General features: G+C 73.6%; 19 protein-coding genes and 2 pseudogenes. 14 read left to right on the top strand and 7 right to left on the bottom strand.

Annotation, left to right across the window (positions count from 1 at the left end):
- Positions 1-49 precede the first annotated feature (49 nt).
- The 3 genes and pseudogenes from IE295_RS32620 to IE295_RS32610 all read right to left on the bottom strand — a co-directional run.
- Positions 50-505: pseudogene (locus IE295_RS32620) on the bottom strand (JmjC domain-containing protein); the annotation flags it as partial.
- Between the two features lie 83 nt (positions 506-588).
- The gene (locus tag IE295_RS32615; RefSeq protein ID WP_190067422.1) at positions 589-750 is read right to left on the bottom strand and encodes a hypothetical protein; all 162 of its coding nucleotides are present in this window, start codon (positions 748-750) and stop codon (positions 589-591) included.
- A gap of 187 nt (positions 751-937) precedes the next feature.
- Complete coding sequence (locus IE295_RS32610; protein ID WP_190067421.1) at positions 938-1,630, bottom strand: HAD family hydrolase; 693 nt, start codon at positions 1,628-1,630, stop codon at positions 938-940.
- 94 nt (positions 1,631-1,724) lie between these two features.
- Here IE295_RS32610 and IE295_RS32605 point away from each other — a divergent pair, with 94 nt between their 5' ends.
- Both IE295_RS32605 and IE295_RS32600 read left to right on the top strand, forming a co-directional pair.
- Positions 1,725-2,498, top strand: coding sequence for a helix-turn-helix domain-containing protein (locus IE295_RS32605; protein WP_190067420.1), 774 nt, complete (start codon positions 1,725-1,727; stop codon positions 2,496-2,498).
- Positions 2,485-2,952, top strand: a complete 468-nt coding sequence (locus IE295_RS32600; protein ID WP_190067419.1) for an NUDIX hydrolase — start codon at positions 2,485-2,487, stop codon at positions 2,950-2,952. The genes IE295_RS32605 and IE295_RS32600 overlap by 14 nt, the downstream gene beginning before the upstream one ends.
- Here the strand turns inward: IE295_RS32600 and IE295_RS32595 are convergent.
- The 4 genes and pseudogenes from IE295_RS32595 to IE295_RS32580 form a co-directional block, all read right to left on the bottom strand.
- Positions 2,940-3,515, bottom strand: coding sequence for an HD domain-containing protein (locus IE295_RS32595; RefSeq protein WP_372479828.1), 576 nt, complete (start codon positions 3,513-3,515; stop codon positions 2,940-2,942). The two genes, IE295_RS32600 and IE295_RS32595, sit on opposite strands and share 13 nt — an antisense overlap.
- A gap of 71 nt (positions 3,516-3,586) precedes the next feature.
- Positions 3,587-4,654: pseudogene (locus IE295_RS32590) on the bottom strand (UDP-N-acetylmuramate dehydrogenase); the annotation flags it as partial.
- 10 nt (positions 4,655-4,664) lie between these two features.
- Positions 4,665-6,020, bottom strand: coding sequence for an NsdA family TPR-like regulatory protein (locus tag IE295_RS32585; RefSeq protein WP_190067417.1), 1,356 nt, complete (start codon positions 6,018-6,020; stop codon positions 4,665-4,667).
- 65 nt (positions 6,021-6,085) lie between these two features.
- Positions 6,086-7,399, bottom strand: a complete 1,314-nt coding sequence (locus tag IE295_RS32580) for an MFS transporter (RefSeq protein WP_224323569.1) — start codon at positions 7,397-7,399, stop codon at positions 6,086-6,088.
- A 154-nt stretch (positions 7,400-7,553) separates the two neighbouring features.
- Between IE295_RS32580 and IE295_RS32575 the strand changes: the two genes are divergently transcribed.
- The 12 genes from IE295_RS32575 (at position 7,554) to IE295_RS32520 (ending at position 21,502) form a co-directional block, all read left to right on the top strand.
- Positions 7,554-8,498, top strand: a complete 945-nt coding sequence (locus IE295_RS32575) for a ParB/RepB/Spo0J family partition protein (RefSeq protein WP_190067416.1) — start codon at positions 7,554-7,556, stop codon at positions 8,496-8,498.
- 230 nt (positions 8,499-8,728) lie between these two features.
- Positions 8,729-8,878: an FDLD family class I lanthipeptide gene (locus tag IE295_RS32570; protein ID WP_190067415.1), complete on the top strand. Its 150-nt coding sequence runs from the start codon at positions 8,729-8,731 to the stop codon at positions 8,876-8,878.
- Positions 8,879-8,971: 93 nt separating this feature from the next.
- Complete coding sequence (locus IE295_RS32565; RefSeq protein ID WP_190067414.1) at positions 8,972-12,091, top strand: lantibiotic dehydratase; 3,120 nt, start codon at positions 8,972-8,974, stop codon at positions 12,089-12,091.
- Positions 12,088-13,467, top strand: coding sequence for a lanthionine synthetase LanC family protein (locus tag IE295_RS32560; RefSeq protein WP_190067413.1), 1,380 nt, complete (start codon positions 12,088-12,090; stop codon positions 13,465-13,467). Before IE295_RS32565 ends, IE295_RS32560 begins: the two co-directional genes overlap by 4 nt.
- A gap of 601 nt (positions 13,468-14,068) precedes the next feature.
- Complete coding sequence (locus IE295_RS32555; RefSeq protein ID WP_308013196.1) at positions 14,069-14,758, top strand: response regulator transcription factor; 690 nt, start codon at positions 14,069-14,071, stop codon at positions 14,756-14,758.
- A 258-nt stretch (positions 14,759-15,016) separates the two neighbouring features.
- Positions 15,017-16,498 (top strand): FAD-dependent monooxygenase, encoded by a 1,482-nt coding sequence (locus IE295_RS32550; RefSeq protein ID WP_190067412.1) that lies wholly within the window; start codon positions 15,017-15,019, stop codon positions 16,496-16,498.
- A gap of 55 nt (positions 16,499-16,553) precedes the next feature.
- Positions 16,554-16,880 carry a TcmI family type II polyketide cyclase gene (locus tag IE295_RS32545; protein WP_190067411.1) on the top strand — a complete coding sequence of 109 codons (327 nt, stop codon included), beginning with the start codon at positions 16,554-16,556 and terminating at the stop codon, positions 16,878-16,880.
- Positions 16,877-18,163, top strand: coding sequence for a beta-ketoacyl-[acyl-carrier-protein] synthase family protein (locus tag IE295_RS32540; protein WP_190067410.1), 1,287 nt, complete (start codon positions 16,877-16,879; stop codon positions 18,161-18,163). The genes IE295_RS32545 and IE295_RS32540 overlap by 4 nt, the downstream gene beginning before the upstream one ends.
- Positions 18,160-19,377, top strand: coding sequence for a ketosynthase chain-length factor (locus IE295_RS32535; protein ID WP_190067409.1), 1,218 nt, complete (start codon positions 18,160-18,162; stop codon positions 19,375-19,377). The genes IE295_RS32540 and IE295_RS32535 overlap by 4 nt, the downstream gene beginning before the upstream one ends.
- Positions 19,378-19,437: 60 nt before the next feature.
- Entirely contained in the window at positions 19,438-19,704 is a 267-nt protein-coding gene (locus IE295_RS32530; RefSeq protein ID WP_190067408.1) for an acyl carrier protein, read from the top strand.
- A gap of 39 nt (positions 19,705-19,743) precedes the next feature.
- On the top strand, positions 19,744-20,529 hold the full coding sequence (gene fabG / locus IE295_RS32525) for a 3-oxoacyl-ACP reductase FabG (protein WP_190067407.1): 786 nt from the start codon (positions 19,744-19,746) through the stop codon (positions 20,527-20,529).
- Positions 20,530-20,566: 37 nt separating this feature from the next.
- On the top strand, positions 20,567-21,502 hold the full coding sequence (locus IE295_RS32520; protein WP_190067406.1) for an aromatase/cyclase: 936 nt from the start codon (positions 20,567-20,569) through the stop codon (positions 21,500-21,502).

Genomic DNA, 21,502 nt, shown 5'->3' with positions numbered 1-21,502 from the left:
GGCCACCTCAGCCCGCCGCCACTGGGCAGAGCAGCTTTCAGCTCGCACCGTCGTGGTCGTCCCAGTGCAGGTCGAAGCCGGATGCGTCGTTCGTGGTCAGGTAGACGTTCGCCTGGACATGTTCCCGGGACCACCACTGCATGGCCCGGCACGCCACCTCCATCGTGGGATCGAAGACGTTCGACTGGTCCAGGACCAGAGTTGCGCCCTCACGCAACAGGCTGCCCACGCGGCGCATGTCCGCCATCGGTATCGCCTGCCCCCGCGGTGTGACCTGCCGGTTCACATACGCGTCGGGGTGCAGCTCCTCACCGCCCTTGAAGAACCGGAACTGCGGGTTGGCCAGGCTTCGACGCATGACCATGTCGAGCAGTTGCGGAGGTGTGAGCAGCCTTGTCACGATTTCGGGGTCGCTGATGCTTCCCCGGGCGAACTCCCTTCCGAGCCGGGCTGGACCGTCCCAGCCCAGTGCCTCCTCGACAGCGCGGACCAATCGATGCTGCATGAATCGTTCTCCTTCCTTCCGCCAGATGGGACGTGGGCGGCGGAGGGGTCGCGTACGCAGCCCCTCCGCCGGAGAACTGGCGGCTATGCCGCGTGGTTCAGCCCGTCTCCGCCGGGCCAGGGGCCGTCACCCGAGGAGCCCTGCCCCGGATCGGAGGCATTGCTGTCGTGGCGATCACGGACGCTCGCGAGGACTTCCACGGCGACGAGGAGGCCCTCTTCGACGGAGGGTTGCTTCTCTTGCACTTCGAGCTCCTTCCTCTACCGGTCTCCCGCCGTTTCGGCGGGACGTCTGTGGCGTGCGGAGGCGCTGGTGGTGGGGAGCAGAGGGGGGATCGCTCGTGCTCGGGGCCGGAGAAGACCGATGGTGACCGAGCACGCGGGGACCTCATCACCCCGTATGCGGACGCTCTCGAAGACGTCCTGGGACGTTTCAGCGCGCCGCGAAGGTCTGCAGAATTCCAAGGAGCTGCGCTGTGTCCGACAGATCAGGCAGCACTACATCCGCACCGGCCGCAGCCAGCTCTTCGGGGCTGTGAACGCCCGAAGCAACCGCGACGATTCCGGAGCCCGTGGCAAGGGCGGCCTCGACGTCCCGGGGCGTGTCCCCCACAAGCACCACGGGTACGTCATCCCGTGCTCCGCGGAGGCGCCGGGCCCGCTCCCGGGCGACATCCACAAGATCGGCGCGCTGATCCGCATCGGCCCCGTAGGCTCCAACAGGCAGATCCAGCAAGGGATCCAGGTGAAAGGCCGACAGCTTCACGCGTGCGTTGGCCGCGATGTTGCCCGTCAGAACCGAAGAGACCCAGCCATCATGTGCCGAAGCCGACTTGAGGGCGCCGCGCACTCCGGGGAGAACGGTCCCTCGCTTACCGAGGATCTCCAGGCGCTCCTCCCCGGCACGGGCCAGTGCGGCCTCGACGGCGGCCCACTCCGGCACCGACAGTCCGTGGCGCAGGAACAGTTCCTGCATGATCAGGCGATCCGTTCGCCCTTCCGTCCGCGCCGGCCCGGCCGGCGGGCTTCCTGCCAATGCCGAGAACGCTGCGGCGTAGATCTCCTTGCTCACCCCTGCGTTCTCGATGAGCGTGTGGTCGATGTCCCACAGGACGATGAGCTCCATGCCGTCAGGGTAGGGACCGGCCACAGCCTCGATTTCAGAGAACGTCCCGAAACGTCCTTGCCGGATCACGGCCGTCCTGACTTCCATGACATCCGTGAACGAGCGACTTCACTCCGTACTCGCCCAGCGCGGCGTCTCTCCCGAGTCGCTCGCCGAAGTCTGCGAGGTGGACCCCAAGACCGTCGGCCGCTGGCTCGGCGGGCGCGTGCCTCACCGACGCCACCGCTTCCGTGCCGCGCAGCACCTGCGAGTGGAGGAGACGTTCCTGTGGCCCACCCCGCCACCACGCGGCGGCCGACCCGACGCCAGCTCAGGTACCGAGCTCGTCGGCACCTATCAGAACCGGGCCAGCGTCCCCCGGGACATGTGGCTCCAGCTGCTGACGGAGGCCCGAGAGCAGATCTGCGTACTCGTCTTCTCCGGCACCTTCTTCGCCCAGTCCAATCCCCGCGTCGCCACGATGCTTTCCGAGCGCGCAGCCGCCGGCGTCCGGGTACGCCTGTGCTTCGGTGACCCGGGTGGTCAGGCTGTCGCCGTCCGGGGCCGCGAGGAAGGCATCGGCGACACCCTCGCAGCCAAGATCCGCGCCTCGCTGACCTACTACCGCCCCCTACTGCCCGCGGCAGGGTGCGACGTACGGCTGCACGACACGACGCTGTACGCCTCCCTGTTCCGCTATGACGACAGCCTGCTGGTCAACCCGCACGTCTGGGGCCAGCCGGCGAGCGCCAATCCGCTCCTCCACCTCAAGAGGGCTGATACCACAGGGTGGTTCGACAACTACGCTCAAAGCTTCGAAGCGGTCTGGGCCGACGCACGGCCCTGGACCCCCGACCAGGAGGGCACCGCCGCACATGGGCAGGACTGAGTACTACAACGACCCCACCGCCCCCAAGGCGAACACCCTCATCCCCGCCAGCAATCTCCTCGTGGTCGACGACGCCGGCGCCATCCTGCTTCAGCGCCGTCGCGACACGGGCCAGTGGGCCCTGCCCGGCGGCGCTCAGGACATCGGGGAGACCGCTGCACAGTGCGCGGTGCGCGAATGCCTGGAGGAGACGGGCATCGTCGCCGAGATCACTGGCTTCCTCGGGGTCTACACCAACCCCAACCACATCGTTGCCTACACCGACGGCGAGATCCGCCAGCAGTACGAGAACACCTACATCGGCCGCCCGGTCGGCGGTGAGCCCACCATCAATGACGAGGCCGACGGCGTCCGCTTCGTCCATCCCCCGGACCTCGACCAGTACGACATCCACCCCAGCATGCGCCAGCAGATCGGCGACTACCTCGCCGGCACCTACCCCTACCTCGGCTGACCCGCCAACGCCGCGTCCACCCGTTCCACGGCGGCGAAGATCTCCGGCGATGCCCGACGGATGAACCGCCCCACGATGCTGTCCGCCCCGTAGCGGCACAGGATCTCCGCCACCCGCTCCCGAGCAGTCGTCGGGTCCCCGTCGGGCGTTGTCGTCATGTCGCAATAGACCAGCGCATCGACCAGCAGCGGCTCCTCCAGCAACGGGAACTCCGCCTCCAGTGATTCGCGCAGCCCGCGCTCCTCGGCTTCGAGCAAGGCGCACGAGTGGTTCGCCACCAGCCGGACCAGTCGCTCATCGGCACCGTGCTCATCGCGGAGAAACCGGGCGCCGTCGAGCGGATGGAATCCCGTCGCCGCCAGGCGCGGCGCGTAGCCCACATCGTGAAGCGTCGCGGCAGCCTTCAGCAGCTCGGCGTCGTCGCCGAGTATCCGCCCCAAATCGGCTGCGCGGCGGGCGACCCCTCGGGTGTGCGCCCACCGCCGAGGGAGCGCAGCGCTCAGCTCCGCTCTCGCCACGCGCGTTGCCCAGTCCACCACCGGTCCACCCATGGCTTGGTTCATGCCCAAGTGACCGTGCGGGCACTCCCGAGGGCTTGCCGCAGCGTCTGCGCTGGCGGCTCAGGCTTTCTTGTTCAGGGGCCCTCCGTGGTGGCCCGGTCCGGCCAGTCGCCCAGGAAGTCGATTTCCGAGGTGAGGTGGACGCCCGTGTGGTGGAGGACGTGGGTGCGGACGAGGTCGATGGCGTGGGCGAAGGCGGTGGCGGTGGCGCCGTCGTCGGCTACGAGGGTGGGGTGGACGGTGGAGACGCGGACGCCCTTGGTGATGGGGGTGCCCAGGGCGAGGCCCGAGTGCTGGATGAGCCAGCCGGCGCTGACGCGGGTGGAGCCGTCGGGGAAGCGGTTGACCGGGGCGTCGTGGGCGCGCAGGGCGGTGGCCTGGGAGGGGGTGACCTCGGGGCTGAGGAAGACGCTGCCGACCGAGCGGCGGTCGGGGGCGTGGGGGTCCAGGACCATGCCCTTGCCCCGGCGGACGGTCAGGACGGCGCGGGCGGCTTCGGCGAGGGGGACGCGGGTGCCGCGGGGGACGCCGAGTTCGGCCGCGACCGCGCCGTAGACGACGGGGGTGCTCAGGGCGGAGCGGCGCAGGGCGAAGGCCAGGGTGAGCAGGGTCCAGCGGCGGGAGTGCTTGAAGAGGCTGGTGCGGTGGCCGAGGCGGCAGGCGGCGGCGTCGAGGGTGACCTCGCGGCCCAGGTGCCAGTCCCAGGCGGTGACGTGGCGCAGGGTGTCGGCGACTTCCTGGCCGTAGGCGCCGACGTTCTGGACCGGGGTGGCGCCCGTGGTGCCGGGGATGCCGGTGAGCATCTCCATGCCGGTCAGGCCCTCGGCGATGGTGAGGGCGACCAGGTCGCCGAGCGGGTGCCCGGCCTGGACCTCGAGCAGCAGGGTGTCGTCCGGGCCGGTGCCGGTGACGCGTACGCCCTTGGTGGCCATCCGCAGCACGGCGGGGGAGCAGCCGGCGTCGGCGGCCAGGACGTTGCTGCCCTCGCCCAGGACGACCGGCGGCCCGGGGCGGGTGGCCGCGAGGGCGGCGAAGTCCGGGAAGTCCGCCGGGTCGTGCAGCTCGGCGAGGACGGCGGCCGGTCCGCCGACGCCCAGGGTCGTCATCGGGGCAAGGGGTAAGGCGTGAGTGACGTGCATGGATTCCTTCTGCCTAGCTGGCCGCGCGGGGGCTGTCCTCCTCCTGGGGCCGGTCCGCCCTCAGGAGGTCGTCGGTCCGCTGCACGATCCGCCGGGCCGCCGGGCTGTCGAAGCGCAGGAAGCGCCCGCGCAGTTCGGACAGCCGGGCGGTGGCGCGCAGCGAGGTGACGGTGTCGGTGAGGTCCAGGGCGTCCCCGGCGGCCTCCGCGGCGCCGTCGACCTCGCCGCGGCCGAGCCGGGCCTCGGCCAGGGAGGCGCAGTGCAGCAGCCTGTTGCGGGGCTGGCTGTCGCCGAGCAGTTCGATGCCGCGCTGCAGGTGCCACTCCGCCTGCCGGGGGCGGCCGATCTCCAGCCAGGCCCGGCCGGCGTCGGCCACCATGACGGCGGGGGAGAGCCAGTAGGCCCAGGGGGCGTCGGCGGGCGGGCCGCCGGCCTGGGAGAGTTCGGCCGCCTCCTCCAGGGCCCGCCGGCAGCCGGCCTCGTCGCCGAGGCCGGCGTGCGCCCTGGCCTGGCGGGTGGCCAGCAGGGCCTGGGTGATGCCGGGTTCCTCGCCGGCCGAGCCCTTGCGGGCGATGCGGATCAGCCGCAGCGCCTCCTCGCCCCGCCCGGACCACGTGGCGCGGTAGCTCATGCAGGAGATGACGTAGGCGGCCAGCGAGTGGTCGCCGGCGGTGCGCGCGGCCTCCAGGGCGGTCAGGAAGCAGGAGCGGCTGCGCCGCTCCAGGCCCAGGTCGGCCGCGAGCCAGCCGGCGAGCTGGGCCAGCTCGGCGATGATGCGGTGCAGGCGGATGCCGGTGGAGACGGGGTAGGCGTAGTCGGTGGCCATCTTGCGCGCCCACCGCAGGTCCTGCAGCGCCCAGTCCATGACCAGTCCGCCGTGGGAGCTGTCGTCCAGCAGGCGCAGCTGGCGTATTCGGGCGGTGAGGATCTCCAGCGCCTCGGGCGGGATCTCGGCGCCGAGCGACCGGGTGGGCGGCGCGGCGTCGTCGCCCAGCAGCCAGTCCACGGCGGCGGGGAGCGGGTCCGGCAAGGAGAGGTCGGGCGTGGGCGGTTCGGGCGGTGCGGGGTCGGCGGCGGGGCCGCGCTGCGCCGGGACGATGGAGGGGCGGGCCTGGCGGGCGGTGGCCGGGAAGTGGTCGGGCCACAGCGCGCCGACCGTGATGGGCTCGCCCAGCCGCTCGGAGAGGATCGTGGCGACGATGTGGGGGAGCCGGCGGCGGGGCAGCGCGCCCTTGAGCCAGTTGTAGGGGGCCTTGGGGCTGATGGTGCCGGGTCCGCACTTCCTGTTGATCTCGCGGGCCAGCTGCTCGGGGGTCCAGGCCAGGAGCTGCAGGCAGGAGGCCAGTACTGATGTGCCGCCGGCTTCCATCGCTCGCTCCCCCGCCCGTCGCGGACGCTTGTGAACGTAACCAGGCATTCCCCTTGCCCGGACGGTCAATCTGTGACGGCAGCCACAGAAAGTGACTCATCGTGCGAAGCGTGCGAACCGGTGACCGGACGCGGACGCGGCCTCAGCACGAGCCAGTAGAGCACCACCCCCGCCGCCAGCACGCCGTCCGCGAAGAGGAACGGCGCGTGGAACGAGCCGGTCGTCTGCGCCAGCCAGCCGGTGAGCAGCACGCCGCACGCGGTGGCGGCGGTGTTGGCGAAGTTCATCAGCCCGCTGACGGCACCCACCGCGCCCTCGGGGGCGAGCAGGCCGGGCAGGCTCCAGGCCACGGGCGCGGCCACGGCCAGGCCCGCGAGCGAGACGGACATCCAGCACACGGCGACGGCCGGGGAGCCGGCCGTGCCCGCCGCGCCGATCGTCGCGCCGGAGGCCAGCCCCGCCACGAGCACCCACCGGCGGACGGCCCACGGGTCGCGGCCGCTCCGTACGAGGTGGTCGACCAGCCAGCCGCCGAGCAGCAGTTCGGCCACGGTGGCGACGGCCCAGGGGACCATCGAGTAGAGGCCGGAGGCCAGCAGCTTGACGTGAAACTGCCGTTGGAAGAACTCCGGCATCCAGGTGAGCACGATGTTGATCGTGTAGCCGTAGCAGGCGAAGCCGAGCGAGAGGGTCCAGACCCGGCGGGAGCCCAGCGCCCGGCGCAGCCCTCCGGCCCGGGGGCGGTCGGCGTCCCGCGCCCCGCCCCGCAGGATGAACTCCCGCTCGGCGGGGCGCAGCAGGGGGTGCTCGGACGGGTCGCGGTAGCCGATCCACCACACCACCGTGAACAGCAGGCTGAGCACCGACGTGAACAGGAACCCCGCCCGCCAGCCCCATTCGCTCATCACGAACGCGAGCACCGGGAAGGCCACCATGTTGGCCAGCTTGGTGGCGCCGTCGAAGAGCGCCGTCGCCATGCCGCGCTCGCCCACGGGGAACCAGGCCGCGGTCGCCTTCGAGGCGCCGACCATCGAGGGCCCCTCCGCCACGCCCAGCAGCAGCCGGGCCGCGATCACGGGCCCCAGCCCGCCGGCGACGGCGGTCAGCAGCCCGGCGACCGCCCAGAGCAGGGAGGCTATGCGGGTCAGCCGGGAGATGCCCAGGACGTCCACCAGCAGCCCGGCCGGCAGCTGCACCAGGCAGTACGACCAGGTGAAGGCGGACAGCACGATGCCCAGCTGGGCGAGGTCGAGCCCGAAGTCGGCGGCGATGGAGGAGCTCGCGACGGACAGGGCGGTCCGGTCGATGAAGTTGACCAGGATGCCGCCGGCGATCAGCCCTCCGATCGCCCAGCGCGTACGTCCCCCAGGTCCAGCCACCGGTTCCGCTCCTCCCTCCGCGGCGCCCCTCGCCCCGCCGGTCCGGCCGACCTGACCAAGCTGACCGAACTGACCGCCGCCATGCCTTCAGAAAGGATCTCAGGTGCGCTGGAGTGGGCTCACCAGTCAGGACGCGCACGGGGGAGTTGAAGCCATGTCCGATGTATTGGCGAGAACCGAGTTCGTGCCCGTGGGTGGGCTGCTGCCGGCCGACTCCCCGCGCCTCGCCGGGGAGAACGTCCGGCACACCCGGATGCTCGCGGAGGTGGGTGCGGCCCTGCCGCCGATCGTGGTGCACCGGCCCACGATGCGCATCGTCGACGGCGTGCACCGTCATCGCGCTGCCCTGTGCCGGGGCGACGCGAGGATCGAGGTGCGGTTCGTCGAGGGGACGCCGGAGGACGCGTTCGTCCTCGCCGTGCGGCTGAACACCACGCAGGGCATGCCGCTCACCCACGAGGACCGTACGGCCGCCGCCGCACGCATCCTCGTCAGCCACCCGCACTGGTCGGACCGGCGCATCGCCGCGCTCACCGGCATATCCGCCAGTGTCGTCGCCCAGCGCCGGCGCTCCATCGGCCGGGACAAGGGCCTGGAAGCGCGGACGGGACGCGACGGGCGGGTCCGGCCCCTCAACGCGGCGGACGGGCGCCGGCGGGCCGTGCAGTACATCGCCGACCGGCCCGGGGCCTCCCTGCGGGAGATCGCCCAGGTCGCGGGGGTGGCCGTGGCCACCGCGCGGGACGTGCGCGAGCGGCTGCGGCACGGCGAGGACCCGGTGCCGGCCAAGTTGCGCGCCGCGGAGGGCAGTACGCGCAGCGAGGCGCCGGTGCCCTGCGACCCAGGGTCCGCCATGCGCCGCGATCCCTCGCTGCGCTTCTCCGAGTCCGGCCGGACCCTGCTGCGGCTGCTGAGCTTCCGCTCCCTCGACAGCGAGAAGCTGCGCTGGCTGGCCGAGAGCGTGCCGCCGCACCGTACGGCCGACGTGGCCCGGGCCGCCCGGCGCTGCGCCGAGCAGTGGCTGAAATTCGCCCGTGAGATCGAGCGTCGGGGTACGGAACGGCGGCCCGCCTCCCGGAACGAATTCACCGGTTCCTGAGACGGTCCCTGGGCCGGTCCCTGAGCCTGTCCCCGGGCCGGTCCCTGATCCCGTTCCCGATCCGCTCCTGAATCTTCTCTGTATTTCAGCTGACGGAATCTTGTGAATCAGCTGCCTTGACGGTTTTTACGGGCCCGACTGGAATGACGGGGCGACGCATTCGCGGCCGCCGCCGGACCGGGAAATCACTTCCCGTGTTCCGGTCGTCATGAATTCCCGTGGAGGGCACCGTGGAAAACGCAATCGTCATCGGCACGGCGGAATTCGACCTGGATCTGGACGTGGACGTCCAGGAGGCCTCCGCCGCCGCCATGGAGTCGAAGACCATGACGGGCACGGGCACCTGTATCTCCTGCCCCATCACGTCCTGGCACTGCTGACCGGACCGCCGGCGCGGGGTGACGCGATCCGTCGCGGCGCCCCGCGCCGGCCATGGCGGGCCGGGGAGCGCGGGAACGACGGGCGGGTGGGGCGTGAACAGCAGTGGTGAGGCGGTCCGGGCCGGGGACGGCATCCCGGACGTCGATTTCGAGAGCGCGGGAGTCGCCCTCCTGAGGGCCGCGATCCTCCCGCTCACCCAGGGCGGCACGCCGCCCACCGATTCCCCGCACGCGGCGGACCGGCTGCTCGCGCAACTCACCGCCGATCAGCGGCTGATGGCCGCCGTGGAGCTCGCCAGCCCCAGCCTGGCGGAGGCGGCCCGGAAGGCGGTGGCCGGGGAGCCGCTCAGGCCCAAGGCCCTGCGGCGCACCGTCGCCGCGCTGGCCAAGTACCACCTGCGCATGGTGCACCGCCCCACGCCGTTCGGCTTGTTCGCGGGCGTCGCGCTCGCCGGATTCGGTGCGGAGACCCGGCTGGGGATGGGCGCGGGCCACCGGACCGTGACCCGGCCGGACGCCGCCTGGCTGGACGGCGTGCTGGAGAGCCTCCTCGACGTGCCGGAGGTGCGCGAGCGCTGCCTGCTGGTCGCCAACAATCTCCACACCGTCAGGGACGGCCGGCTGGTGCTGGTCGACCACCACGACGGCACCGGCGCGAAGCGGCTGGTCGGCTCGGTACGGCTCACCCAGGTGGTGCGGCACGTCATGACGGCCGCCGACGGCCCCCTTCCGTGGCCCCGGCTGCTGGAAGAGCTGGAACGACGCTTCCCGCAGGCGCCGGAGGGCGCGATCGAACGCACCGTGGCCCAGCTCGTGCACGGCCGCTTCCTGCTGACCGACCTGGCCCCGCCGCCCGACTGCGTCACCCCCCTCGACCACGTCTGCGCCCGCCTCGAGAGCATCGATCACCCGGTGGCCTACGAACTGCACGGCATCCGGGAGGACTTGCGCGCCCTGGACCGCGTCCCGCCGGACACCGAGCCGGCCACCCGCCGGGAGCGCTCGGCCGCCGTGACCGGACGCATGCGGGCGCTGCGGCCGGCCGACGACGTCGTCCAGACGGATGTGGCGCTCACCGCGCATCCGGTCCTGCCCCAGGAGGTGGCCAGGGAGGCCGAGCGGGCCGCCACGGTGCTGTGGCGGACCGCTCCCGTGCTCGACGGGAGCCCGTACCTGCGCGAGTACCGCCTCGCGTTCCTCGAGCGGTACGGCACCGACCGTCCGGCCCCCCTCCTCGAACTGCTCGATCCCGCCCGCGGCCTCGGGCTGCCCGGTGGCTACCACGACCCGGCCGGCCCGCCGCCCGGATCCGGCCCCGCCGACGACGGCGCCCGGGACCGGCTGCTGGGCGAGCTGCTGCTGGAGGCGGTGCGCCACGGCTCGGGGGAGGTGGTGCTCGACGAGGAGACCATCCGCGGGCTGGGAGCCGGGCGGAGGCGGCCGGCACCCCAGTCCCTGGAGCTCGGCGCGGAGCTCGTGGCGTCCGGCCCGGCCGCCCTGCGCGCGGGGGACTTCCGCCTGGTGCTGGGGCCGGGCGGGGTCTCCCCGCTGGCCGGGGCGGTCTTCAGCCGCTTCGCGCCGGTGCTCGGGCGTTCGGCGGCGCACGTCGGGGACCTGGCGCTGCGTTCGGGGAGCGCGCCGGACGGCCAGGAGATCCGCGCCTGCGTCGCCTACCGCCCCAAGGTGGCGCGCTCCGCCAACGTGGCCCTCGTCCCCCAGTGGCTGCCGTACCGCATCCCCCTCGGGGTGGGGCCCGCCGCCGGTGAGGGGGTGACCGACCTGCGGGTGGAGGACCTGGCGGTGTACGCGGAGACCGACGCCCTCCGGCTGGTGCACGTGCCGACCGGCCGCCGGGTCCGCCCGCTGTCGTACTCGATGCTGAACCCCGCGAGCGGTCATCTGCCCCACGTGGCGCGCTTCCTGCTGGACCTGGGCCAGGAGGGGCGGGAGTTCTGCCCGCCCTGGAGCTGGGGGAGCTGGTCGTCGGCCCCCGTGCTGCCCCGGGTGCGCCACGGCAGGACGGTGCTCTCGCCCGCGCGCTGGCTTCCCGGCCCCGCGCTGGCCGCCGCGGCGCGCGGCACTGCGACCGAGGCGGAGTGGGTCGACGAGGCCGCCTGCTGGCGCCGGCGGTGGGACGTACCGCGCCACGTCCTGCTGGCCAGGGCCGACCACCGCGTCGCGGTGGACCTGGAGGATCCGCTGCATCTGAATCTGCTGCGCGACGAGTTGAGGCGCGCGCCCGGCACGGCCGTGGTCGAACGCCTCGACGGCGGCGGGAGCTGGCTCCATGGCCCGGACGGTCCCCACGCCGCCGAGCTCTTCCTCCCCGTCTTCGCGAAGCCCGCCGCCCCGCCCCGGACCGCCCCGCCCCGGACCGCCCCGCCCCGGCCTTCCGTGCCCCCGCGGGCGGCGGCCGGGCGGGCGCCCGCCCACCTGCCCGGCGGGGAGTGGCTGCACGCCAAGCTCTACGTGCCCGAGGAGCTCCAGCCGGCCGTGCTGGCCCGGCACCTGGGCGCGCTGACCGAGGACGCCCTGCTGCGCGAGGCCGGCGCCGATCTCTGGTTCTTCCTGCGCTACGACGACCACGCGGGCCCGCACCTCCGGCTGCGCTTCCACGGCAAGCCGGAGCCCCTGTGGCGGGTGCTGGTGCCGGCGCTGCGCGCGTGGGCGCACGACCGCCGGGACGCGGGCCTGCTGTCGGGGCTGGTCCTGGACGGCTACGAGCCCGAGGTCGAGCGGTACGGCGGCCCCGCCGCGATCGGTCGCGCCGAACGCGTCTTCCACGCGGACAGCGCGGCCGTGCTGTCGGCCCTGTCGGCGACGGGGCGGCCGGTCCGGCAGGAGGCGCACGCCGCGGCGCCCGGCATCATCGCCGTGCTGACCGCCCTGGGCGGCGAGGACGAGGCGCTCGAATGGCTCGGCACGGACGCCGTCCTCGCCCGGCGGGGTGACGTGCCGCGGGCGTGGAAGGAGGCGGCCGCGGACGCGAGTGCCGCGGCGACCGGGTACGAGGACGCCCGCGCCGGGGCGCTGAGCGCCCTGCGCGAGGTCCTGCCGGACGACCGGGAGCGGGTGCGGGGGATCGCCTTGAGCCTGGCCCACATGCACTGCAACCGGCTGCTCGGGCCCGGTTCCGAGCGGGAACTGCTCGCCCACGTGACCGCCCGCGAGGCCCTGGCGCTGCGGGCCGGACGCAGGAGGCACCGCCGGTGACGCCCGCCGTGAACACCCTGTGCGACGCGGCGCTGGAGACCGCGTACCGCGTCGCCGAGCTGCTGCGCGAGCCCGGCCGGGTGGCCCTCGGGGCGCGCCGGGCCCTCGAGGGGCTGCCCGCCTCCCTGATGCTGCCCGGCTGGCAGCCGGCCTCCCTGCTGCTGGGTCACCCGGGGATCGCCCTGCTGCACATCCGGCGGGCGCGGGACGACGCCGCGTGGGCCGCCGTCGCGCACGCCCACCTGGCGGCGGCGGCCGAGGCGGCGGGGCGGGCCGGCCCGGCCGTCGTGGGGGACCTGCTGCTGCCGGCCACGCTGCAGGCCCGGCAGCACGGCGGGTACGCCCGGCTCCTGGAACGCGCCGCCACGGCGCATGCCGCGTACGCCGAAGCACGTGCCGAGCGGCTCATGGGGCGGTGGCGGGAGCGGGGGCCCGGCCTGGCCTACGGGGACTACGACGCGATCACCGGCCTGGCGGCGCAGGGACGCGCCCTGCTGACGGCGGCCGGGCACGGTGACGACGCCGCCGCGCGGGCGCTGTCCCGGGTCCTGGAGGCCCTGGTCGCGTGGACGCGCACGGTGCGGGCCGACGGGCGGGACGTGCCCGGCTGGTGGTGTTCGCCGGAGCGCTACCAGGTGCCCCGCGACCGGCGGGAGTTCCCCCGGGGCGACTTCAACGTGGGCCTCGCGCACGGCATCTGCGGCCCGCTGGCCCTGCTGTCGCTCGCGCGGCTGTCCGGGCGGCGGGTGGCCGGGTCGGCGGACGCCGTGCGGCGCGCCGCGGACTGGGTGCTGGACGTGCGGGGCGCCGACGAGTGGGGTCCGCTGTGGCCGGGGCGGGTGGCCTTCGACGAGGAGGCCCGGCGCTCGTACGGGGACGGGGCGGCGCGGAGCCGCCCGGGGTGGTGCTACGGCGGCGCCGGGGTGGCCCGGACCCTCCAGCTGGCGGGGTGGGCGCTCGGCGACCGGGCACTGGCCGACGCCGGCGTGGCCGCGATGGCGGCCGCCCTGCGCAGGCCGCTGCCGGGGCCGGTGCACGCCGACCCCGGCTTCTGTCACGGCCGCGCCGGGCTGCTGCACGTAGCGGTCCGCATGGCCTCCTCCTCCGGGCGGCCGGAGCTGTGGGAGGGGGCGGACCGGCTCGCCCGGGGGCTCGTGGCGGACTTCGACGAGGGTGCCGCCTTCGGCTTCCGGCAGGTGCTCCCCGACGGGCCCGGGCCTGGCATCGACAACCCGGGGCTGCTGGACGGCGCCGCCGGGGTGGCCCTGGCGCTCGCCTCGTACGCGGACGCCCGCCCGGGTGCGGCGGGTCCGGCGGAGGGCGGCACGGAGGGTCGTACGCCGGACGAATGGGACGCCGCGTTCCTCCTCGGTTGAGGGGGGATGCCCCCTTACCGCACCGCTACTACGCGACTTACTACGCGTATCAGGACGTTGAACCGGTCAGTTCAACGTGCGGGTGTTCAAGTGCCCGATCGGACGCAGAGTGACCGATCAGCGGCAGCGGCGGTGAGCGGTCGGTTTTCCCGGCGCCGCGCGCAAGCACCCCTGTTTCGCCGGGAGTTGTCCGCGGCGCGGTCTGAACAGCCCCGATCGAGCGGGACTCGAGCGGCGCCCCGGACGCGATCACTCCGCCGCGGCGCGCAGAATCAGGGAGCCTCGCCACACCCTGTAGCTGTCATAGCCAACGATTTTTATCAGGCTTGCCCGGGACACGGCACTCGGTGACGCTTGCACGAGTAGCGCAAGCGGGCCGCCGGACGGGCGGCCCGACGGGGGAAGAACGTCAGCGAGGTGACGCACATGTTCATGCGGTGCTGTTCCCCGACGCCCTGACGGACAACCCGGCCGGCCCCTTCCGGGGCAGTTGCGCCCAGCACTCAGAACGCGCCGCGGTCGGCGTGGACCGCCGCGCACCCGGACCCCCCTTCGCTTCACGGCCGGCAGCCGGACAGCGCAACCGAATCTGGGAGGCATCGTGCAACTTCTCGTGGTGGAGAGCGATACGACGGCGGCGGAGCCCCTGGCCCCACGACTGGAGCGACACGGCCACGAAGCCGTCACGGTCGCGACGGGCGCGGAGGCCCTCCGGGCGTACGCCGATGCCGAACTCGTCCTGCTCGACCTCGACCTGCCGGACATCGACGGCCTGGAAGTGTGCCGGCGCATCCGCGGGAACAGCGATACGCCCATCATCGCGTTCGCCCGGAAGGGCGCCGACCTGGACCGCGTCCTGGGATTGCAGGCGGGCTCCGACGACTGCCTGGACACGCCGTACGAGTTCCGCGAGTTAATGGCCCGCATCGACGCCGTCATGCGGCGTGCGCGGCGCCCGCCGGCGCCGGCCCCCGCCCCGGCCGAGGCGCTGTCCGTCGGCGACGTGTGCATCAACCCCGGCTCCCGGGAAGTGCGGCTGCGCGGGCGGGCGGTGGACCTCACCCGCAAGGAGTTCGACCTGCTGTACTACCTCGCCACGCATTCCGACAGCGTTGTCACCCGGCAGCGCCTGATGGCGGACATCTGGGGCGACACCTCGGCGAACGCCCTGGGCCCGCGGGCGAGCCGCACCATCGACACCCACGTCAGCTCGCTGCGGGGCAAGCTCGGCCACAGCGGCTGGATCCTCACCGTGCGCGGCGTCGGATTCCGCATCGGCCGGGGCGGATGACCGGCCGTACGGGCCGCCGTGCCACCGGAATTGACATTTTCCTGTCGAGTTGACGAACGCCTGACGCACCTTTGCAGATGTCCTTTGCCGGGATTCCTTGCCGCCGGTGCGGCCCGGCGATGAAGATAATTCCCGGCTTCGATGCACGGATACCCGGGTGGCTTCGCGATAACCGGTCCGCACACGGTCCAATCGCAAAGTCCCCGGGAATTCCGCGCGAGATGTGCACAGCACCTGGTCGCCAGTCGGGAGAGGTGGATGGACGCTTCGGTCATCATTGTGGGAGCAGGGCCGGCCGGGCTCATGCTCGCCGGGGAATTACGGCTGGCAGGGGTCGGCGTCATCGTGCTGGAGCGCCTTCCCGGGCGTACGGGCGAGTCGCGCGGGATCGGGCTGGCGCCGCGCACCATGGAAGTCCTCGACCAGCGCGGCCTGCTGGGCCGCTTCGGCGGCATCGAGACCAGCGAGCAGGGGCACTTCGGCGGAATCCCGGTGGACTTCGGCCCGCTGGTCGCCGTGCACGGCGCCGCCCGGACCGTGCCGCAGTCCGCCACCGAGACCGTACTGGAGGACTGGGCCCGCGAGCTGGGGGCCGACATCCGGCGCGGCCGGGAGTTCGTCGGGCTCACCGACCACGGTGACCACGTCGAGGTCCGGGTCCGCGACTCGGCCGGCGAGCAACGGCTGCGCGCCCGCTACCTGGTCGGCTGCGACGGCGGCCGCAGCGCCGTCCGCAAGGAGGCCGGCTTCGACTTCCCCGGCACCGCCGCCACCACCGAGATGTTCCTGGCCGACCTGCGGGGCGTCGACCTCGAGCCCCGCATGGTCGCCGACCGGGTCTCCGGCGGCATGGTCATGGTCAACCGCCTCGGCGACGGCATCGTGCGCATCGTCGTCGGCGAGCGCGGCGCGCCCCCGCAGCGGCGCGACGGCCCGCCCGCCTTCTCCGAGGTGGCGGACGCCTGGAAGCGGCTGACCGGCATCGACATCGCGCACGCCGAACCGCTGTGGGTCAGCGCCTTCGGCGACGCCACCCGCCAGGTCACCGAGTACCGGCGCGGCCGGGTGCTGCTGGCCGGCGACTCCGCCCACATCCACCTCCCGGCCGGCGGCCAGGGGATGAACACCGGCATCCAGGACGCGGTGAACCTCGGCTGGAAGCTCGCCGCGGTCGTGCGCGGCACCGCCCCCGAGACGCTGCTGGAGACGTACCACGAGGAGCGGCACGAGATCGGGCGCCGGCTGCTCGCCAACACCCGGGCGCAGAGCCTGCTGCTGCTCGGCGGCGACGAGGTGCAGCCGCTGCGCGACCTGCTGGGCGAGCTGGCGGGCTTCGACGAGGTCGCCCGGTACCTCGCCGGCCGGGCCGGCGGGTTCGACATCCGCTACGACGCCGGGTCCGGCCACCCGCTGCTGGGCATGCGCATGCCCCACCTGGAGCTGGAGCGCACGGCGGCCGGCCGGCCGGGCCGCGTCACCGGCAGCACCGAGCTGCTGCGGGCCGGCCGCGGGGTGCTGCTGGACCTCGAGGACAACCCCCACCTGCGACGGCGGGCCGACGGCTGGACGGACCGGATCGACGTGGTCACCGCCGCGCCGCACGGCCCCGCGCCGCGGGGCGCGCTCGAGGGCGCGGCCGCCGTGCTCGTACGCCCCGACGGCCACGTGGCGTGGATCGCGCCCGGCAGCCGTCACGACCTGCCCATGGCCCTGGAGCGCTGGTTCGGGCCCGGCCGATGAGGCACCGGCCCGGCCGACGAGTCACCGACCACCGAACCACCGGAATGAGGAAATGATGCACAGCACTTTGATCGTGGCCCGGATGGACCTCGGCTCCGCCGACGACGTCGCCCGGCTGTTCGGCGCGTTCGACGAGACCGACATGCCCCACCGCATGGGCACGCGCCGCCGCCAGCTCTTCGCGTACCGGGGCCTGTACTTCCACCTCCAGGACTTCGACGCCGCGGACGGCGGCGAGCGGATCGAGGCGGCCAAGACCGACCCGCGGTTCGTCGGGATCAGCGAGGACCTCAAGCCGCACATCGGCGCGTACGACCCGGAGACCTGGCGCTCGCCGGCCGACGCCATGGCCCGGCGCTTCTACCACTGGACGGCGTCATGACCACCGGCGCCGCCGGCGGCCGCCGGGTGGTGATCACCGGGATCGGGGTCACCGCGCCGGGCGGGCCGGGCGTCAAGAACTTCTGGCAGCTGCTCACCGACGGCCGCACCGCCACCCGCAGCATCTCCTTCTTCGACCCCGCGCCGTTCCGTTCCCAGGTCGCGGCCGAGGTGGACTTCGACGCCGAGCTGCTGGGCCTGAGCCCGCAGGAGATCCGCCGCATGGACCGGGCCGCGCAGTTCGCGGTGGTCACCGCGCGCGAGGCGGTGGAGGACAGCGGCCTGGAGACCGGCGAGCTGGACCCGTACCGCGTCGGCGTCACCATCGGCAGCGCCGTGGGCGCGACCACCGGCCTGGACCAGGAGTACCGCACGGTCAGCGACGGCGGCCGGCTGGAGCTGGTCGACCACGCGTACGCGGTGCCGCACCTCTACGACTACCTGGTGCCCAGCTCCTTCGCCGCCGAGGTGGCCTGGGCCGTGGGCGCCGAGGGGCCCGGCACCGTGGTCTCCACCGGCTGCACCTCCGGCCTCGACGCGGTCGGCCACGCCGCCGAGCTCATCCGCGAGGGATCGGCCGACGTGATGATCGCGGGGGCGGCCGACGCGCCGATCTCGCCGATCACCGTGGCCTGCTTCGACGCGATCAAGGCGACCACCCCGCGCAACGACGACCCGGAGCACGCCTCGCGCCCGTTCGACGCCAGCCGCAACGGCTTCGTGCTGGGCGAGGGCTCGGCCGTGTTCGTCCTGGAGGAGCTGGACGCCGCGCGCCGGCGCGGCGCCCACGTCTACGCCGAGATCGCCGGATACGCCACGCGCTCCAACGCCTTCCACATGACGGGCCTGCGCCCCGACGGACGGGAGATGGCCGAGGCCATCCGGGTCGCGCTCGACGAGGCGCGGATGAACCCCGGGGACCTCGACTACATCAACGCGCACGGCTCCGGCACCAAGCAGAACGACCGGCACGAGACGGCGGCCTTCAAGCGCAGCCTGGGCGAGCACGCCCGCCGCACGCCGGTCAGCTCCATCAAGTCGATGGTCGGCCACTCGCTGGGCGCCATCGGTTCCATCGAGATCGCCGCGTCCGCGCTGGCCATGGAGCACGGCGTCGTGCCGCCCACGGCCAACCTGCACCGCCCCGACCCGGAGTGCGACCTCGACTACGTGCCCCTGACCGCCCGCGAGCACCGCACGGACGCGGTGCTGTCGGTGGGCAGCGGATTCGGCGGGTTCCAGAGCGCGATCGTGCTCGCCCGCCCCGAGAGGAGTGCCCGGTGAGGGGCAAGGCCGTCGTGACCGGGCTGGGCGTCGCCGCGCCCAACGGCCTGGGGGTGGAGGAGTACTGGCGGGCGACGCTGGGCGGGCGGACCGGCATCGGCCGCATCACCCGCTTCGACCCGACCAACTACCCGGCCCGGCTGGCCGGGGAGATCGAGGGGTTCGTCGCCGAGGACCACCTGCCGGGCCGGCTGCTCCCGCAGACCGACCGCATGACCCGGATCGCCCTGGTGGGCGCGGACTGGGCCTTCGCCGACGCCGGGATCGCCCCGGGCGACCTGCCCGAGTTCGACATGGGGGTGATCACCGCCAGCTCCTCCGGCGGCTTCGAGTTCGGCCAGAACGAGCTCAGGGCGCTGTGGAGCAAGGGCGGGCAGTACGTCAGCGCGTACCAGTCCTTCGCCTGGTTCTACGCCGTGAACAGCGGCCAGATCTCCATCCGCAACGGCATGCGGGGCCCGAGCGGCGTGGTCGTCAGCGACCAGGCCGGCGGCCTGGACGCGCTCGCCCAGGCGCGCCGCCAGATCCGCAAGGGCACCTCGCTGGTGATGACCGGAGCCATCGACGCCTCCCTGTGCCCCTGGGGCTGGGTCGCCCAGCTGGCCGGCGGCCGGCTGAGCACCAGCGACGACCCCGAGCACGCCTACCTGCCGTTCGACGCCCGGGCCCGCGGCCACGTCCCGGGCGAGGGCGGGGCCCTGCTCGTGCTGGAGGACGGCGAGCACGCCGAACGCCGCGGCGCCCGGGTCCACGGCGAGTTCGCCGGCTACGGCTCGACCTTCGACCCCCGGCCCGGCAGCGGCCGGCCCCCGGGCCTGCGCAAGGCGATCGAGCTGGCGCTGGCCGACGCGGGGCTGGAGCCGGACGGCATCGACGTGGTCTTCGCCGACGCCGCCGCCGTCCCCGAGCTCGACCGCGTCGAGGCCGAGGCCCTCGCCGGGGTCTTCGGACCGCGCGGGGTGCCGGTCACCGCCCCCAAGACGATGACCGGCCGGCTGTACTCGGGCGCGGCGCCGCTCGACCTCGCCGCCGCCTTCCTCGCCCTGCGCGACCAGGTGATCCCCCCGACCGTCCACACGGACCCGGACGCCTCGTACGACCTCGACCTGGTCGGCCCCGAGCCGCGCCCCGCCGCCCTGGGCACCGCGCTGGTCCTCGCCCGCGGGCACGGGGGCTTCAACTCCGCGGCCGTCGTGCGGACCGCGACCGGCTGACCCGCGCCGCTCTCCCCCCACCGTCTCACCCGACCGCGCACGCCATCGGAAAGGACCGCCATGCCCGCCACCACCTTCACCGCCGAGGACCTCAGGCGCATCCTGCGCGAGGGGGCCGGCGCCGATGACGGCGTCGACCTCGACGGGGACATCCTCGACGCCGAATTCGAGGCGCTCGGCTACGAGTCCCTCGCGCTGCTGGAGACCGGCGGCCGCATCGAGCGCGAGTTCGACATCACCCTCGACGACGACACGCTGACGGACGCCCGCACGCCCCGCGCCCTGATCGAGGCGGTCAACGCCCGCCTCTCGGCCTCCGCCGCCTGACCGCCCGACCGCCCCGACCGACATCCCCAGGAGAAGGACATGACGCAGCAGGACGCCCAGGTCGCCGTCGTCACCGGCGCGACCAGCGGCATCGGCCTCGCCACGGCCCGGCTGCTGGCCCGGCAGGGCCACCGGGTCTTCATCTGCGCCCGCACCGAGCAGAGCGTGAAGCACACCGTGGACGCGCTGCGGGAGGAGGGCCTCGACGTGGACGGCGCCCCCTGCGACGTCCGCGACGCGGCGGCCGTACGGGCCTTCGTACGGGCCGCCGTCGACCGCTTCGGGACGGTGGACGTGCTGGTGAACAACGCCGGCCGCAGCGGCGGCGGCGTCACCGCCGACATCGACGACGAGCTGTGGCTCGACGTCATCGACACCAACCTCACCAGCGTCTTCCGCATGACGCGCGAGGTGCTCAACACCGGCGGCATGCGCGACAAGAAGCGCGGCCGGATCATCAACATCGCCTCCACCGCCGGCAAGCAGGGCGTGGTGCTCGGCGCCCCCTACTCCGCCTCCAAGCACGGCGTCGTCGGCTTCACCAAGGCCCTCGGCAACGAGCTCGCGCCGAGCGGCATCACCGTCAACGCCGTCTGCCCCGGCTACGTCGAGACCCCCATGGCGCAGCGCGTGCGGCAGGGCTACGCCGCCGCGTACGACGCGAGCGAGGAGCAGATCCTGGAGAAGTTCCAGGCCAAGATCCCGCTCGGCCGCTACTCCACCCCCGAGGAGGTCGCCGGACTGGTCGGCTACCTGACCTCCGACAGTGCCGCCTCCATCACCGCCCAGGCGCTCAACGTCTGCGGCGGGCTGGGCAACTTCTGACCCCCGCCGACCCCGACCGCACCCAAGGAGCGCGCGCATGACCCGTGAGGTCGAGCACGAGATCACCGTCGAGGCGGCCGCCGCCGACGTCTACCGGCTGATCGCCGAGGTCGAGAACTGGCCCCGGATCTTCCCGCCGACCGTGTACGTGGACCACCTGGAACGCGGCCCGGAGCAGGAGCGGATCCGGATCTGGGCCACGGCCAACGGCGAGGCCAAGAACTGGACCTCCCGCCGCACCCTCGACCCCCGGGCGCTGCGGATCACCTTCCGCCAGGAGGTCTCCACGCCCCCCGTGGCCGCCATGGGCGGCACCTGGATCGTCGAACCCCTCGGCGCCCGGCGCGCCCGGGTCCGGCTGCTGCACGACTACAGGGCCGTCGGCGACGACCCCGAGAACCTGAAGTGGATCGACGAGGCCGTCGACCGCAACAGCCGCTCCGAGCTGGCCGCGCTGAAGGCCAACGCCGAACTGGCCACGGGGTCGCCGGACCTGACGCTGTCCTTCGAGGACACCGTGCGGATCGACGGCGCGGCGAAGGACGTCTACGACTTCCTCAACGAGGCCGGGCTGTGGACCGAGCGGCTCCCGCACGTGGCCGCGGTCAAACTGACCGAGGACACCCCCGGCCTGCAGGTCCTGCGCATGGACACCCTCACCAAGGACGGCTCGTCCCACACCACCGAGTCGGTCCGGGTGTGCCTGCCGCACCGCAGGATCGCCTACAAGCAGACCACCCTGCCCGCCCTGATGACCCTGCACACCGGCTACTGGCAGCTGGACGAGGACGCCGACGGCGTCACCACCGCCACCTCCCAGCACACCGTGGTGGTCAACGCGGCGAACATCCGCGCCGTCCTCGGGCCGGACGCCGGCGTTCCCGAGGCCCGCGCGTTCCTGCGCAACGCCCTGGGCACCAACAGCCGGGCGACGCTCGGCCACGCCAAGGAGTACGCGGAAGCGCGGCGCTGA

The sequence above is a fragment of the Streptomyces griseocarneus genome (genome assembly GCF_014655595.1).
Taxonomy (GTDB): domain Bacteria; phylum Actinomycetota; class Actinomycetes; order Streptomycetales; family Streptomycetaceae; genus Streptomyces; species Streptomyces griseocarneus.
The sequence above is the reverse complement of the archived record's forward strand: the minus strand, read 5'-3'. Positions and strand labels throughout refer to the sequence as shown.